Source organism: Macrococcus carouselicus (genome assembly GCF_004359515.1).
In the GTDB taxonomy this organism is placed as follows: domain Bacteria; phylum Bacillota; class Bacilli; order Staphylococcales; family Staphylococcaceae; genus Macrococcus; species Macrococcus carouselicus.
In genome coordinates this window covers 132,381-148,514 of sequence record NZ_SCWD01000002.1, presented here as the reverse complement: position 1 = coordinate 148,514, position 16,134 = coordinate 132,381, and the positions used below count along the sequence as shown (strand labels likewise).

Genomic DNA, 16,134 nt, shown 5'->3' with positions numbered 1-16,134 from the left:
TATTTCCGAGGAAATAGACGCTTTAATATTAGTTTCTGATCAAGTAGTCAAACGCGCTAAGTGCAGCTGTTGCCCCTGATCCCATGGAGATGATAATCTGTTTGAATGTCTGGTCTGTACAGTCACCTGCTGCAAAGATACCTGGTACATTCGTTGCGCCGTTGCGGTCAACGATGATTTCACCACGTTCGTTAAGGGCAACTGTATCACCGACGAATTCGGTGTTCGGCACTAAACCGATCTGTACAAAGACACCTTCCAGATCAATTGATTTCTCTTCACCTGTATGGCGTTCTGTATAAGTCAGTTTCTTCAGTTTATCAGTGCCTGTAAGTTCTTTTGTCGCTGCCTGCGTAATGATCTCTGAGTTAGGAAGTGATGCAAGGCGTTCCTGCAGAACCGCATCTGCTCTTAAAGATTCGCCGAATTCAAGCAATGTCACATGTTCTGTGATACCCGCTAAGTCAATGGCCGCCTCAACTCCTGAGTTACCGCCACCGACAACAGCGACACGTTTACCTTCAAAGAGCGGACCGTCACAGTGCGGACAGTAGGCAACACCTTTGTTTTTAAATTCTGCTTCGCCCGGTACATTCATATTACGCCATTTAGCACCCGTACCGATGATCAGTGTCTTAGATGACAGCTTCGCACCATTCTCCAGTTCAACTTCAACCTTGTCATCAACTTTGTCGATGGCAGCTACACGGACTGCTGTCATGACATCGATATCATAGTCACGGATATGGTCATTTAAGTTCTGTGACAGCGCCGGTCCCGTCGTTTCTTTGACGCCGATCAGATTCTCGATACCTGCTGTATCATTAACCTGGCCCCCAATACGTTCAGCAACCATACCTGTACGCAGACCTTTACGTGCTGCATAGATTGCTGCTGCTGCACTGGCAGGACCACCACCGATTACGAGGACTTCGAATGCTTCTTTACTATTTAATTCAGACGCATCCAAGCCGCCGCCCACTTGAGCAACAATTTCGTCAACCGTCATGCGTCCACTGCCGAACTCTTCACCGTTTAAGAAGACGCTTGGAACTGCCATGATATCCTTCGATTCTTCACGGAACACCGCACCATCTATCATAGTATGTGTAATATTCGGATTTAAGACTGACATCAGATTCAGCGCTTGAACCACATCCGGACATTTTGTACATGTCAGACTGATATAAGTCTCGAAATGTAAGGGTTGTTCAATCTTGCTGATCTGGTCGATCGTTGATTGTTCCTCTTTCGGCGGGCGTCCGCTCACTTGCAGGAGTGCCAGCACAAATGAAGTGAATTCATGACCAAGCGGTGTACCTGCAAACGTGATACGTGCCTCTTCACCTGGACGGGATAGCGTGAAGCTTGGTGTACGTTTTAATGTAGCCTTCTGCAATGAAATACGAGATGACATTTCTGATACTTCATTCAGTAACTCCATCATATCTTTTGAAGCTTTACCTTCATCAATACTTGCCGTGATAACCACATCACCTTCAAGTAACTGTAAATATTGAGCTAGCTGTTGTTTTAAAGTGTCGTTCAACATAGCTGTTCCTCCTTAAATGAGATACCACAACGTCTATAGAACGTTGTGGTGTTTTTTATAGCTATTGACTTGATTTCTGCTTAGATTTTACCGACTAAGTCAAGACCAGGTGTTAATGTCTCTGACCCTTCTTTCCATTTAGCAGGACATACTTCACCGTCATGAGAGCGTACATATTGAGCAGCTTTCACTTTATCTACAAGAACGCTTGCTTCACGACCGATGCCGTCATTGTTGATTTCCATTGTCTGCACAACGCCATCAGGGTCAATCAGGAATGTCGCACGTTGCGCAAGTCCTTCTGACTCTTCTAAAACATCGAAGTTACGCGCGATTGTATGAGAAGGATCGCCGATCATTGTGTACTGAATTTTAGAGATAGCATCTGAATGATCATGCCACGCCTTATGCGTAAAGTGTGTATCACATGAAACAGAATAAACATTGACACCGAGGCCTTGTAAAGTTTCATAGTGATCTTGTAAATCTTCTAATTCAGTCGGACAGACAAATGTGAAGTCAGCCGGGTAGAAGCAGACAATGCTCCAGTCACCTTTCATCGATTCATTGGATACTTCAATGAATTGATCCGTTTTAGGATCATAAGCATTGGCAGTGAACGGTAAGATTTCTTTGTTGATTAATGACATGAATAAATCCTCCATATGGTTAAATAATTTTTAGATTATAATTATTATAATCTAGCACTTCTCTATTGTTACATGTTTACACGCTGAAGTCAACGAAGAAAACTTAGTTATTATATGACGATTTCAAGACAGGAGAAAACGTATATAATTGGTATCTATATAAAGAATATTATCATTCACTCCTTAATATTCTCACTGAAAGCTTAAGGAGTGAATGATATTCTGACACCAGAAATGACAGCAGACCTTGATACGTATGAGCTTGAAAGCAACTATTTAACTAAGGGTTTCAGCGATAAAGAAATAGAGTATAAAGTGCTGTCACTTTTAACCGATGATAAGAAAGTGATCGTCACGCCCCATATTGCTGTCTATACCGATGTCGCCGTCAAAAATCGCATTGAAGGCGGACTGGATGTCAGTCAGAAAGGTGTCAGGACTGAACTAACAAAAAACATCTCTGAAAAATTTTCAGAGATGTTTTTCTGTCTGCTGCAGATAATAACGGATAATGGTTTCAAGCAGAACAGGCAGTTCCTCGAACGCACTCTTCATATTAAGTCGTTCCGTCACCTTATGCGCATCCTTGCCGATTGGACCACAGTTGAGGACAGGGGCCTGCACACTGTGAATCTCGTCAAAAGGAATATGATAGGTCCGCCTGAATGTCGGCGTATTATCAGCATATATTTTGCCGCTGCCCGCACTATCAGCCAGACAGTAACTGAGGTCACTGATTCCGTTGAAATAATGCAGTCGCTTGCTCTTCCTGTTGAATTCACGTCGTGCTTTCTCACCTACCCGCTTCACCAGTTCCTCAATGTCTTCTTCGTAGGAGGCGTTGACAGCCGGATAATAAGGCGGCACAAAGAAAGTGATGATAGCAGGGCCGATTGCCTTACAGTTCTTTATGAGCTCATCTACTATATGAATGTTCTGCAAGTAGAGTGCAGGCTCAGCCGTACACCCGCTGATAATCTCCTCCACTTTGTCATGACCTAACTGTTCATTTGCTGTTATCAGCAGTTCTTCATAGGTCAGAACTTTAATGTCGAGTGCTCTATCGACACCTTCCTGTTCGAATATAGCGTGGTATGCCGCTTCACATTTCTCTTTCGCTTCCCGGACAATAGCATTGAACTGACTGAATACTTCAGCAGCGGTCTGTTTGAATGAGAAGACATTGTAAAGGGCCACTGAACGGAACGGCGTCTGCACGTCATAATAATCTTTGATGTCTTTATTCATCAGTGCGACCGGCAGAGGCGTTGCTTCGTCTTCAAAGGTCTCCTTGAATTTTCGGTTATATTCCATAGACTGATTGATGAAGTTCAGCATAAAGTTCGAGCTCACACCGTTCATCGGTGTACCGACATGCGTCTCCTCTCCGTAACAAAGCACGGCTGGCATCAATTTACCGATAGAACCTGAGTAGACATAATGTGCATTGTCAGAAGCCTGCTGCTGAAAAGTCGGTTCGCTGTTTAAATGCAGAACGATGTCGAGATTCTGCTGGGCAGCAATCTCACTTAATTTCACCATCGCCGTGCGCATACCGAGCGAGTTCACTTCCTCATCCGGCACGGTCATCAGCATCAGATTGATATCCCACTCTTCAAGAATCGCTTTCTCAATCAAAGAGAGGTGCAGCATCAGGCCCGGTTTCATATCCATGGAACCCCGTCCAAAAAGATAGCCGCCTGAAGTCAGGTCATCTTTCGCTGTCTCGTTCAGATAGGCGTCGTCTTCTTTAAAGAGCGCCGTAATCGCCTCCATATCAAAGGCCGCCTGTTCATAATCACCGAAATCATCAATACCTACTGTGTCATAATGACTGATCAGTACAATCGTCTTTTTAGACGTCTGCCCCGTGTAATGTGCCATCAGCGTATGTCTTCCGTCACCAGTCGGTGCCAGTACCAGCTGCTCACGATGCTCCTTGAAATAAGGCAGTTCCAGCAGCATCTGCTGTATAAAATACGGAAACGCTTTCTCACCCTGAGACAGTGTCACACTATCAAACTTCACAATATCCTTCAGCAGTGCCTCTCGGGCCTCTGCACTTTGCCATAATCCTTCCATCCCCTTACCTCCTTCATCTAGTTCCATCATAATACCTGAAGTCAAAAAGATAAAGTACACCTTAAAAGAATGAAAACCTCTTGCTATAAAAAATAGCAGCTGGTTTATTATCGGACATCCTCTAAACCCGTGACCGGTAGTGCGTCAGCCAGCATAAATGCCGAGCTTGTGAGCACTACAATGACGATAACAAAAAGCAGATCATACCAGCTGAACGGTACATGATAATAATAAGTTCTCGGTCCATCCTTAAATCCCTTCTTCTCCATCGCAACAGCCAGCCTATGGGCTTTTCGGATATTCTGACTCATCAAGGGAATCAGCAGATGCTTGATACGCTTAACGCCCCGGTACTGACCAGGATCAATCATCTGATAGCGCATCCTGAGCGAATTTCTCAGCTGAAAGAATGATTCTATCATCAATGGGACCATCCGAATCGCTGCCATAAAAGCATAGGCAAACTTGGGTTTCACCTTAAGATGCTGCATCAGACTGTAGAAAACCATGACAATCTGTGTAGTGAAAGCAATGCAGAGACCGAGACTGCTGACTGTAATGGTCCTAAGAGATAGATGCAGCCCCCGAAACAGACTTTCGGTCGTGATATGAATAATCCCCCACCTGAACAAGGTGTGCATACCTTCTCCGTAGAAAATCATAAAGAGTGATGATGTCACACTGAATAGTGCAATGATGGAGAACAGCAGCAGTACAACTTTCATTCTTGTACCAGAAAACAGCAGCATAAAAAGAAACATGAGGGCTGCCATATACAGCATTATGTCAAACCGGTGCACGAAGATCACGAAGAAAAACAGGAGAACCCCGATGATCATCTTCGTGAGAATATTGACATGATCCATGAAGGTGATGCGGATTTTAAATTTCTCATACATAATTAACAGGCACCTCCGTCAGTATGCCGTTCTCAACGTGCAGTCGTCTGGACGGATAACGTTCCACGATATGAGGGTCATGCGTCACCATCATAACCGTCTGCCCTTCTTGAACCCGCCTCTTAAATAGTTCTATCAGCTGAAATGTATTACGGCTGTCAAGTCCGAACGTTGGTTCATCAAGCAGTATCATATCGGCCGGTGAGCTGAGTGCTGTTGCGACACTCAGTCTGCGCTTCTGACCCATTGACAGTTCGAATGGATGCTGTTCACTGACATGAGCGAGCTGTAACATCTCGAGCATCGCCGTCGTCTTCTCCTGAGCTGTCTTTTTATGCTGATGATAGTAATTGACATGAATCTCATCATAGACACTGTTCTGAATGAACTGCAGTTCCGGATTCTGATAGACCAGATACAGATGCTTAGCAGCGTCTCTGACTTTGGTCAATCTTCTATCCTCGTAATACATCTCGCCGCTATAAGGGACCATCTGCAGCATGGATTCCAGCAGGGTGGTCTTACCTGCGCCGTTATGGCCTGTGATCACGATCCATTCCCCGAGCCCTATTGCAAGTTCATCCACCCTATAGAGGTCACGTTTTCCTCTTTTGACGATACCTTTCTGGAACTCGAATACCGGTTCAGTCCTCTGTTCAAATGTGAGCTTAGCCGGCGCATAATCCCAGGCTCCCGGATGCCATACTCCATAATCGCTGAGCAGCTCTGCATGATGTTCGAGAATATAGGCAGGTGTTCCCTGCTGGATGATTTCACCCTGCTCACTCATGACAATCACACGGTCCACATGCTGCCATATATATTCAACCTTGTGCTCAACGATGACAACCGTCTGCTCATGCCATATGTCAATCAGAAGATGCCAGAGCTGTTTGGTCGCTTCTGAATCAAGCATTGCTGACGGTTCATCCAGAAATAAGGTGTGTGCATCCTGCAGGAGCGTGCCTGCAATAGCGAGCTTCTGCTTCATACCTCCGCTCAGCGCATTGATATACTGCGATTCATCGACATCAAGTCCCACAGCTCTTAAGGCTTTCTCTATACGCGGCTTCATTTCTGCGGCCGGCACCCGTTGATTCTCCAGAATAAAGGCCATTTCCTCGTATACTTTCGGCATGCAGAACTGACTGTCAGGATCCTGGAAAATCACAGCAGCCTCTTTATCTATCTCCAGTTCATCGTATTTCATGGGCAGCTCAACCAGCTCCGGCACGATGCCGGCCAGTACATTCAGCAATGTACTTTTGCCGCAACCTGATGGTCCAAGAAGCAATACTTTCTCTTTATCTTTTATTTCTATGTTCAGATGGTTGAATATCTTCTCTTTGCTCCCTGGATATTTTAATCTTAAGTCTGTTACTTTGATTGAATTAGAGTGCATCATAGTCTTCCTGAGATGCTGAACGGAATAGTTTCGTTACACCTGTCTGGTCGAGTGCTTTGACAAGCAGATACGGCATGATACCGGCAAGGACAGCACCACTGATGACACGAAAAAGAATAAATAACATCAAGTTCCACGCTGCGACCTCTTTCATATAACCGTAGTAGTAGTCAATCGGCAGACTGATTAAAGCTGCAGCAACGCCCGCTAAAATACAGACTGCTGCACGCCGCGATTTGTATCTGAACGCCATAAAAACAAGTTCACATGCCAGTCCCTGCAGGAATGCATAGACTAATGTCACAATATCAAATTTTCCCATTACAATGGTCTCACCGGCACCCGCTGCGAATTCTGCGAGCAAGGCAATTCCGTATTTAGGTACAATCAGGTACGCGGCAACCGCTGCCGCAAACCACATGCCGTATGCCAACTGATCGAAATGCAGACCCAGCGGCTTAACTGCTTCATATGGAAGCCACCATAAGTTATAAATAAAACCAAAAATCACTGCTACTAATACCGTCACTAAAATATCCGATAACGTCAAACCTTTTTTCATCACTAGATCCTCCTGCAACAAAAAACACGCGACCATCACGAGATGATTGCGTGTCAAAAAAGACATAGAGATATTGCTATCTTTACACTTTCCTCCGCTAGCATCAACTAGATCAGGTTCAAAGGGTTCGAGTCTTCTCGTCTCAGTTTTAAAAACACCCCTAGTGTTTCTGTTATGTATTTGTATTAAAACTGTATACTTGTCAGAAATTAAAGTCAACACTATTTGCTGAAAAATAAAAAGGCGATGCCTGAGCATCACCTTTATTGATTAATCGTGATAGATGGTTCTTTCCTGTCTGCCTCTCGCTTTATCCATTTTGTTATAGCCCAGCATAAAGTATGCGGCTGTGACAACAGCAAGGAAAACAAAACCGATAATAACGGATATACGAGTGTCCGGGTTAATCAGCATGAAGATAAGAACCAGTACCAGGAAGCCGATAGTTAACCAGTTAGTGACTGGCGCACCCGGCATTTTGAACGGATGATTCTCGATTAATTCAGGATGTCTCTTTCTGAACTGCATATGGCTGATTAGAATCATAAACCACGGCACCATACCCGGCAAAATTGAAGCACTGTAGACATAGACGAATATCTTGTCTGCACCTGGGATGATCACATTCAGGATAACACCTAAGAAAATACCGATTGAAATAGCAAGTACAGCGTAGAACGGTACACCTGTTTTCATGACTTTACCGAAGATACGAGGCATTTTGCCTTCTTGCGCCAACGTATAGACCATACGGCTTGAACTGAAGATACCTGCATTACAGCCCGACATTGCTGCAGTAATCACGACAAAGTTGATGAGTCCAGCTGCAACCGCGATACCGATCTTAGCAAATGTGGCAACGAACGGACTGCCGATACTGCCCAACTGATCCCACGGATAAACAGTTACGATTACGAAGATTGCACCGATATAGAAAATAAGAATACGCCAGACAATGCTGTTCACTGCTTTCTGGATATTTTTCTGTGGATCTTTCGTTTCACCGGCTGTAATACCGATTAATTCAACCCCCTGGTATGCACCTACTACAATAGACAGTGCAAATAAGAATCCTGTGAGACCATTCGGGAAAAACCCGCCATGTTCTGTTAAGTTACCGAAACCAATCGGGTTACCGCCGTTACCGAAACCGAATAAGATAACGCCTACACCGGCAATAATCATCAAGATGATTGTCACGACTTTAATCATCGCGAACCAGAACTCAAACTCACCAAATGCTTTGACTGAGACTAAGTTAGCAAGGGCAAGTGTCACGACCACGATGAGACCAGGAATCCATGTCGGTAATTCCGGCCACCAGTACTGCATATACTGACCTACTGCGATTACTTCACTCATACCGACGACAACCCACTGGAATATATTACTCCATGCTGTTGCATATCCTGCTGCCGGATGAATATAGTCATTTGCATATTGGGCAAATGATCCTGTTGTCGGGTACAAGTAAACCATTTCACCCATTGCACGCATAATGAAAAATAAGAAAATACCTGCTACTAAATACGCGAGTAGTGCTGATGGTCCTGCCCAGTTGATAACGCTTGATGCCCCCATGAATAAACCGACACCAATTGTCCCTCCCAGAGCAATCATCTGAACCTGACGAGAACTCAAGCCTCTGTGTAACTGATTTTCTTCCATCTTACTTCCCCATTCCCTCTATAAGTTATAGAGTTATATTTAAATTCTACTGTTATTATACAGCAAAATTTGAATTAGTAAATCACAAATTGAAAGCGTTTAAGCGTTAACGCATCACTCCATTAAACCTGAAATTTCCTTTTAAAATGTAGTTTTTATGTAAACTATAATATATTTTAAGGTTACTTAATGTCTGTTTATTGCTATATAACAGATTTTTTCATCTGTTTAAAGGACAAATAAAAAAGAGGAAATACTTTTATGAAAAAGTATTTCCTCTACTACATTTTACTGAATGTTCTCTTGTCTAAGTCGTTCCGGATAATCTTCCAGCCAGAATTTAGCATTCGGCAGTTCCTCTGGATCTGGTCTGTAGATGGCATAACGACCAGAACCGAGTTCTTTTTTCTGACGCTCATAATCTTTTAATGCTTTTACAGCCGGTTTATGCAGAATCCATATCGCAATCACATTCAGCCATGCCATCAGTCCGACACCTAAGTCACCGAGCTGCCATGCTAAGTCAGCTGTTTTGACCGTGCCATATACTGTTGCGGCAATAAGCAGAACACGTGCGATATTAAAACCGATAGTGATAGCTGACTTGCTCTGTCCTTGCATTAAGTACGAAACATTCGTCTCTGCGATATAAGAATAAGCTAAGATAGTCGTGAATGCGAAGAAGAACAGTGCAATAGCTACAAAGTAAGAACCAAATCCTGAATAGGCCGGGTCAAACTGATAGCCCGGTCCATGAAAGGCTTTATCAATACCTGACTGCACATACATCGCGGTACCGGAATAGTCCTTTTCGCCGGCTGATTCTGCATAGACGCCGCCATCCTTGATCAAATGCGGCGCACCGTCCTTACCGACAGTACCATCAGTCGTATTGTATGTCCCTGTCAATAAGACAATCAATGCGGTTGCTGTACATACAAATAATGTATCAACATATACCGAGAAGGCTTGTACCAGACCTTGTTTAGCCGGATGGGAAACTTCAGCTGCAGCTGCGGCGTGAGGTCCTGTCCCTTGTCCTGCTTCGTTTGAGTATAAGCCCCGCTTAACACCAATCTCAATCATGGCACCAAAGATACCGCCGAAAGCAGATTCCATATTGAACGCTGATTTAAAGATCAAAGCAAATAGTCCGGGTACTTCCTTGATGTTCAGTACAATGATGACCAGCGCCATGAGGATATACAGTATTGCCATAAATGGTACAACAGCTGTCGCAACGTTTGCGATTGATTTAACACCCCCAAAAATAATAACCGCTAAAACAACAGCAAGAATCGCACCGATAATCCATCCTTCAATACCAAATGCATTTTTCATGGAGTTGGCAATCGCATTTGACTGGACGCCTGGTAATAATAAACTACATGACAGAATAGTGACAAGCGCAAAAATAATGGCATAGATGCGACCAAAGCGCCCCTTGATGCCTTGTTCGATATAGTATGCAGGTCCCCCGCGATATTCACCATTTTCTTCACGTTTGTAGATCTGACCCAATGTTGACTCAATAAACGCTGAACTTGCGCCGAGAAAAGCTGTCGCCCACATCCAGAACACCGCACCGGGACCCCCGATGTAAATCGCTGTGGAAACACCGACAATGTTTCCTGTACCGACACGTCCTGCCAATGATAAAGCAATCGCCTGAAAACTCGTGATTCCTGTCGGCGACTTTTCCCCCTGAAACATCAGCCTGATCATCTCTGAAAAATGTCTGACCTGGAAAAACCTCATCATAAATGAAAAGATAATACCTGTCAGTAGCAAGCCATATACAAGCGGTTTACTCCAGACCAAATCCATTAAAGTACTGACTAAATTCTCCATCCCCTGTACCCCTTTACAGTTAATATATTTTTTTTGTGTTAATTGTTATCCTCATTATACGTACCCCCCTCTATATAAGCAATGAATTATTTAATTATTCTGAAAATATAGCAAGCGGATTTTTCTATGAAATAAAAAAATCAGAGGCGTAATTCTGATTTCCGTCATACATATTAACGCACACGTCTGATCAGTTTTTAAGTGGCAGCATTTTTCAAGTTTGCCTTCTTCCAGATTTGTCTAGCTGGCCGCTGCCAGGGTCGCTACTTCCGCGTGCCGGACATTATAGAATTTGAATCAAGTTTCTGGGTATTAAAGTACAGGACTAGGGTATAGTGAAACCATATAGAAAACGAGCAGGGAGATGAAATTATGAAGAAGATATTGATGAGCGGCGGAACCGGCCTGGTAGGTTCACGCTTTATTGAATTAACAAAGAAACTGCCTTATGAATTCTATATTCTGACACGAAGCGACAAGCAGGACACCGAACGAATCAAATATATCAACTGGGAGCAGGAAGGCTTCATAAGTAAAGTGCCTCAAGTGGATATAGTCGTCAATCTTGCGGGTGCCAGTCTCAGTAACAGATGGACACAAAAGCACAAAGAAGCCATTGTAAGAAGTCGTATTGAATCTACAGCCAAGTTAAAAATAATCATTGATCAGCAGCAAACGAAACCATTCTTCATCTCGGCAAGTGCAGTAGGTTATTATCCACCTGCAAAGCACCTCACATACACAGAAGAACATCAGTTTAAGCCATTCGATTTCTTATCTGAAACCGTTCATCTCTGGGAACAGGAAGCACATAAAATAGAGATGAATGATGTCAGAACGGCTTACGGCAGGTTCGGCGTTATTTTCTCGAACAACGGCGGTGCACTACCGATTATGGTCAAACCCTATCAGTTTTTCATCGGCGGCAATATCGGCGATGGCCAGCAGGTCTACTCATGGATTCATATCGATGACCTGATTCATGGCCTGCTCTATATCGCTGACAATGAACTGACAGGTGTCTATAATATGACCGCACCTCATCCTGCTACGCAGGAACAGGTCGGTCGTGCTATCGCGAAAACACTGCATAAGCCTCATTTACTGCCCGTGCCCGAAGCTGCTCTTGATGCTGTACTCGGTGAGCAGGCCGTGATGGTGACTGACGGACAACGCGTTCTGCCGGAAAAGTTAGAACAGGCAGGGTTTAAATTTGAGTATCCGACAATAGAAAAAGCACTGGAAGATCTATATGGATAACCAGAAAGAACAGAAGAAAGCAGTGGAAAAACGCTGGCGCGAAGAAAAATATAAAGTGATGTATCATAGTCAGCATCACTATAACCATATCCGCCAGCTGATGAAAGAACCGCTGACGGATATCAGGATTCTCGATGCAGAAATAAACAGCGCGTATACTCTCACGCCGACCCGCGGTTCAATGATCAACACCTTCCAGCATATATGGGGGTATTTCAAGAAGAAAGCCACATCACAGGAAAAAGCACATTTCATGAACCTTTTGGATGACCTCCCGGCGACAGCCGAGAGAATAATCAGTTACTTATATGAACTCGCTATCCAGTATGACGTGCAATACTTAAAGGATAGCAGCATTTTAAACGATTCCCGTTAACTTATGGGAGTCGTTTTTTCCATCCACAGCGCGGACTGATCGTATCATTCTGCCATTTTTCCTGCAGCAGCTTCTGATAGGCCTCATAAACCTGTTCCCCTTCCAGCTTTGCATCTCCATAAACATAATAAGGCGGCAATAGTTCATGAGAGAATAGCGACTGATGAGCTGCGATGATTTCACCGAGAAGTCTCAGATCTTCTTTAAATGCATCAGAACGCTTGCCTCCTCTTCGCTGGTGCTCGTTATCCATCGCCACCAGCATATGATAGAGATCCATGATATAAGGTTTTCCGCCGTTGTAAGCATGCTTGACAATTGGATGATGCAAATAACGCGTGTTCCCTTCGATGATCTTCATTTCTGCCAGACAGACACGAATGATCTGATAGAGTTCAAGTACCTGTTTTGAAAGTCTTCTGTTATCTAAATAACGCGCACTGATAATGTGATCAGCATCAATACGAAATATCTGCATCGCATATCTTCCTTTTTTTATGAGTTTATGATTGACGAATCTGTTGTCCTTCACTATAATTATAAATCGTAACTATTACGTTTTATAGGAGGATATATGAATTATTTGATTAAAGGCCTAAGCCTTGTCTCTTTGGCATCAGTTCTGACAGCATGTGGCACTCAGACACCTGACAAGGCGCAGGAGAAAATCTCCACAGAGGAGCACCAGCATAGTCATGAACATAATCACGATCATCACCATATGACAGATGCCGAGAAAAAAGTTTATGACGGTTACTTTAAAGACAACCAAGTCAAAGATAGAGCACTCACTGACTGGGAAGGCGACTGGCAGTCTGTCTATCCACTGCTCAAAGATGGCACACTGGATGACGTCTTTAAGCATAAAGCTGAACAAAAACCTGAAATGACAGCTTCAGAATACAAAGATTACTACACAACCGGCTATAAAACGGATATCTCCCGTATCGTTATCGGTAAAGAAATGATAGATTTCTATAGAGATGACAGGAAATTCTCCGGGAAATATACATACGATGGTAAAGAAATATTGAACTATAAAAAAGGGAATCGTGGTGTTCGTTTTATTTTCAAGAAAACAGCCGGAGACTCAGAAGCCCCTCAATATATTCAGTTCAGCGACCATAATATCGCCCCTAAACTTGCCGATCATTTTCATATCTATATGGGCGATGACCGTGCAGCACTCCTGAAAGAGATGGAACACTGGCCAACTTATTACTTCAGTGACCTGTCAGGTGAGGAAATTGCAGAAGAAATGATGGCACACTGATGATAAAGACGATATTCAGCCGAATATCGTCTTTATGCAGCAAACTGTCTTTTTCCCGGACGAACTGATCGATACCATTTCAGGCACATGACAAAAATGATAGTGAGTTCAATGATATCACCGCCGTAATACATGACCATAGCACCGGTCTGAGCCTGTTCAGGCAAGACTCCTGCCGGGGGATAAGGATAGAATGACTTTGAAAGTATCTGATGGAGCGCAATTGAAACGATCATGACTATTGACCGATATTTAAAAGAATAAGGATGTCTGAGTGGATCAATTTCGACCATAACGGCAGTGAAAAGATAGCCGGCAGCAAAAATATGAAAATGGATAAGATAATGCAGCCATGTATAATGATGCATCATCATAAATAAATCGGTACGGTATAACAGCCATAACCCTCCTGCGTTCAGTAAAAGTGCGGTTACGGGATGAGAAATCAATTGTACATAGCGACTGTTCATCAGCTGAGAGACTTTACGTGCATATTTTACCGGTAATGTCCGGAGCAGCAGCGTCATCGGTGCTGACAGTACGAGAAGAAGCGGTGATAGCATGCCAAGAAGAAGATGGCCGTACATATGTGAAATAAAGTTACGCTGCATCTGTTCTGCCAGCGGCCCTACCATCACCAGAACAGCTAATAGTATACCCAGGACCCATGAGAACATCCGCAGGAACGACCATCCTGTTCTGCCAGCAGCATATAAATAGCTGCCAATCAGCAGGACAGCACTGAAAATAATCAGACCATCCATCCCTGAGAAAGCTGCCTGATGATGCATATGCATTACTTCATCATCCCTCTTCTGCGTGACATGAGATAACCCATTACAATAAGTGATAATCCGGCGATCATCCAGATAATATCGTATGTCAGTACATTATCGACATAGCGGATCTGGTGCATTTTCAGGACCTTATGGTTGATGATGCCATCATATACCTGAAACGAACCCATCCCCATCAGTACTCGCCCTATCCAGAATACCCAGTCAGTCGGATATTTACGTCTGGCATCAGCCAGCAGAAACAACCCAAATATAATAAAGAAACCGCACATGGCATTGAGTACGCCATCCGATAAGAGACCGATTTCCTTGGTCATCTGATCATAGAAATGATGCCACTGAAGAAACTGATGAAAAACAATCTCATCGATAAATCCTGCCAGACCGACACCGAAGATAAACCCTGACCATTTATGCTCTTTCATATAAGTTCCATTCTGCATTACTGTCTCCTCCAGACATACTTTTGAATACGTTTACCCTCTTTTAGTGATTGAACACAAAAAACAGCCAAAAGACAGTGACCCCGGTCACTGTCTCTATTTATTATTATTCATTTTTTAAATAATCCTGCACGATAGTACCCACCGCTTTCGCAGCTATAAGCAAAGATTTCTCGCTGATATCGAATTTCGGATGATGATGCGGAAAGATTTCTCCATCTTCTGGCGCTGCACCCACATAAAAGAACACACTTGGCTTCTCTTTTGCATAGTAAGCGAAGTCTTCTGAAGGCGGCTGCGCTTCACATTCTTCCACCGGGATTCCTTCAAGCTGTTCTTTCAGTGTTGAAGAGACATAGTCTGTGAATTCAGGGTCATTATAGAGCGCTGGATAGTCATCGTTATAGTCAAGTTCACATGTAACACCGAACAGCTCTTCAAGTCCACTTGTCAGACGCTTGATTTCTTTTTCAATCGTCTTTTTCGTCTCCTCAGTCAGACCACGAACATCACCTTCAAGTGTCACATTATCACGGATAATATTAAACTGCCCTTTACCATCAAAGGATCCAATCGTCACTACACCTGTCTCAAATGGATTCAGACGACGCGAAACAACTGTCTGAACTGCCGTGACAAAGTGGCTGGCCGCTACAATAGCATCATTCGCCAGATGAGGTGAAGAACCATGTCCACCTTTGCCGATCACTTTTAGTTTGAAGAAAGCGCGTCCTGTCTGTATAAAGCCTGCTCTATAAAAGACCTTCCCTGCTTCCATCGTGCTCATAACATGAACACCTACGACATGATCGACACCCTCAAGAACTCCGTCCTTGATCATGCCTTGTGCCCCACCTGGTGGTACTTCTTCTGCCGGTTGATGAATCACGATTAATTTGCCTGAGAATGAATCTTTCATTTCAGCGAGTGTTTCAGCAAGCACTAACATATAGGCCGTATGCGCGTCATGTCCACATGCATGCATCACGCCTGGATTTTTAGAAGCGAACGGGAGACCTGTATCTTCCTGAATCGGTAGTGCGTCGAAGTCAGCACGGATAGCAAGTGTTTTACCGGGCTTACCGGAATCAATTATCACTTTAACACCACGGTCACCGACATCCGTCACTACCTGTACCTCTTTCCCTTTATAGAAATCTACAATATACTGTGCAGTCCGTTCTTCCTGGAAGGAAAGCTCCGGATTCTCATGTAAATGACGTCTGATCTCAATCATCATGCCTTCTTTTTCTTCAAGTGCTTTGATTAATTGGTCTATCATTCTGTCATCTCCTTAAATCAGGTAACCTACTATA

At 43.7% G+C, this 16,134-nt stretch carries 15 protein-coding genes and 1 riboswitch; of the genes, 3 read left to right on the top strand and 12 right to left on the bottom strand.

The window, feature by feature from the left end; translation table 11 throughout:
* Positions 1-28: 28 nt before the first annotated feature.
* From ahpF to ERX40_RS06790, 8 genes are all read right to left on the bottom strand, one after another.
* Complete coding sequence (ahpF, locus tag ERX40_RS06825) at positions 29-1,552, bottom strand: alkyl hydroperoxide reductase subunit F (RefSeq protein ID WP_133417753.1); 1,524 nt, start codon at positions 1,550-1,552, stop codon at positions 29-31.
* A gap of 80 nt (positions 1,553-1,632) precedes the next feature.
* Entirely contained in the window at positions 1,633-2,202 is a 570-nt protein-coding gene (gene ahpC, locus ERX40_RS06820; RefSeq protein WP_133417752.1) for an alkyl hydroperoxide reductase subunit C, read from the bottom strand.
* 471 nt (positions 2,203-2,673) lie between these two features.
* Positions 2,674-4,284, bottom strand: coding sequence for a M20/M25/M40 family metallo-hydrolase (locus ERX40_RS06815; RefSeq protein ID WP_133417751.1), 1,611 nt, complete (start codon positions 4,282-4,284; stop codon positions 2,674-2,676).
* A 107-nt stretch (positions 4,285-4,391) separates the two neighbouring features.
* Positions 4,392-5,183 carry an energy-coupling factor transporter transmembrane component T family protein gene (locus ERX40_RS06810; protein WP_133417750.1) on the bottom strand — a complete coding sequence of 264 codons (792 nt, stop codon included), beginning with the start codon at positions 5,181-5,183 and terminating at the stop codon, positions 4,392-4,394.
* A complete protein-coding gene (locus ERX40_RS06805; RefSeq protein WP_133417749.1) occupies positions 5,176-6,585 on the bottom strand; it encodes an ABC transporter ATP-binding protein in 1,410 nt (469 codons plus the stop codon). The genes ERX40_RS06810 and ERX40_RS06805 overlap by 8 nt, the downstream gene beginning before the upstream one ends.
* Positions 6,575-7,150, bottom strand: coding sequence for an ECF transporter S component (locus ERX40_RS06800; RefSeq protein ID WP_133417748.1), 576 nt, complete (start codon positions 7,148-7,150; stop codon positions 6,575-6,577). Before ERX40_RS06800 ends, ERX40_RS06805 begins: the two co-directional genes overlap by 11 nt.
* A gap of 72 nt (positions 7,151-7,222) precedes the next feature.
* Positions 7,223-7,322, bottom strand: a riboswitch (TPP riboswitch).
* A gap of 98 nt (positions 7,323-7,420) precedes the next feature.
* Positions 7,421-8,818: an amino acid permease gene (locus ERX40_RS06795; protein ID WP_133417747.1), complete on the bottom strand. Its 1,398-nt coding sequence runs from the start codon at positions 8,816-8,818 to the stop codon at positions 7,421-7,423.
* A 288-nt stretch (positions 8,819-9,106) separates the two neighbouring features.
* The gene (locus ERX40_RS06790) at positions 9,107-10,669 is read right to left on the bottom strand and encodes an alanine/glycine:cation symporter family protein (RefSeq protein ID WP_133417746.1); all 1,563 of its coding nucleotides are present in this window, start codon (positions 10,667-10,669) and stop codon (positions 9,107-9,109) included.
* 372 nt (positions 10,670-11,041) lie between these two features.
* Between ERX40_RS06790 and ERX40_RS06785 the strand changes: the two genes are divergently transcribed.
* Positions 11,042-11,929 carry a TIGR01777 family oxidoreductase gene (locus ERX40_RS06785; RefSeq protein ID WP_133417745.1) on the top strand — a complete coding sequence of 296 codons (888 nt, stop codon included), beginning with the start codon at positions 11,042-11,044 and terminating at the stop codon, positions 11,927-11,929.
* The gene (locus tag ERX40_RS06780; RefSeq protein WP_133417744.1) at positions 11,922-12,305 is read left to right on the top strand and encodes a YbgA family protein; all 384 of its coding nucleotides are present in this window, start codon (positions 11,922-11,924) and stop codon (positions 12,303-12,305) included. The genes ERX40_RS06785 and ERX40_RS06780 overlap by 8 nt, the downstream gene beginning before the upstream one ends.
* A 1-nt stretch (position 12,306) precedes the next feature.
* On the opposite strand, the gene ERX40_RS06775 is transcribed toward ERX40_RS06780, so the two are convergent.
* Positions 12,307-12,783, bottom strand: a complete 477-nt coding sequence (locus tag ERX40_RS06775; RefSeq protein WP_133417743.1) for a pyrimidine dimer DNA glycosylase/endonuclease V — start codon at positions 12,781-12,783, stop codon at positions 12,307-12,309.
* A gap of 96 nt (positions 12,784-12,879) precedes the next feature.
* On the opposite strand from ERX40_RS06775, the gene ERX40_RS06770 reads away from it, so the two are divergent.
* On the top strand, positions 12,880-13,578 hold the full coding sequence (locus tag ERX40_RS06770; protein ID WP_133417742.1) for a metal-binding protein ZinT: 699 nt from the start codon (positions 12,880-12,882) through the stop codon (positions 13,576-13,578).
* A gap of 32 nt (positions 13,579-13,610) precedes the next feature.
* On the opposite strand, the gene ERX40_RS06765 is transcribed toward ERX40_RS06770, so the two are convergent.
* The 3 genes from ERX40_RS06765 to ERX40_RS06755 form a co-directional block, all read right to left on the bottom strand.
* On the bottom strand, positions 13,611-14,375 hold the full coding sequence (locus tag ERX40_RS06765; RefSeq protein WP_243712985.1) for a cytochrome c oxidase assembly protein: 765 nt from the start codon (positions 14,373-14,375) through the stop codon (positions 13,611-13,613).
* Entirely contained in the window at positions 14,375-14,818 is a 444-nt protein-coding gene (locus ERX40_RS06760; RefSeq protein WP_133417741.1) for a DUF2243 domain-containing protein, read from the bottom strand. The genes ERX40_RS06765 and ERX40_RS06760 overlap by 1 nt, the downstream gene beginning before the upstream one ends.
* Positions 14,819-14,924: 106 nt before the next feature.
* Complete coding sequence (locus ERX40_RS06755; RefSeq protein ID WP_133417740.1) at positions 14,925-16,100, bottom strand: amidohydrolase; 1,176 nt, start codon at positions 16,098-16,100, stop codon at positions 14,925-14,927.
* Between the last annotated feature and the right edge of the window lie 34 nt (positions 16,101-16,134).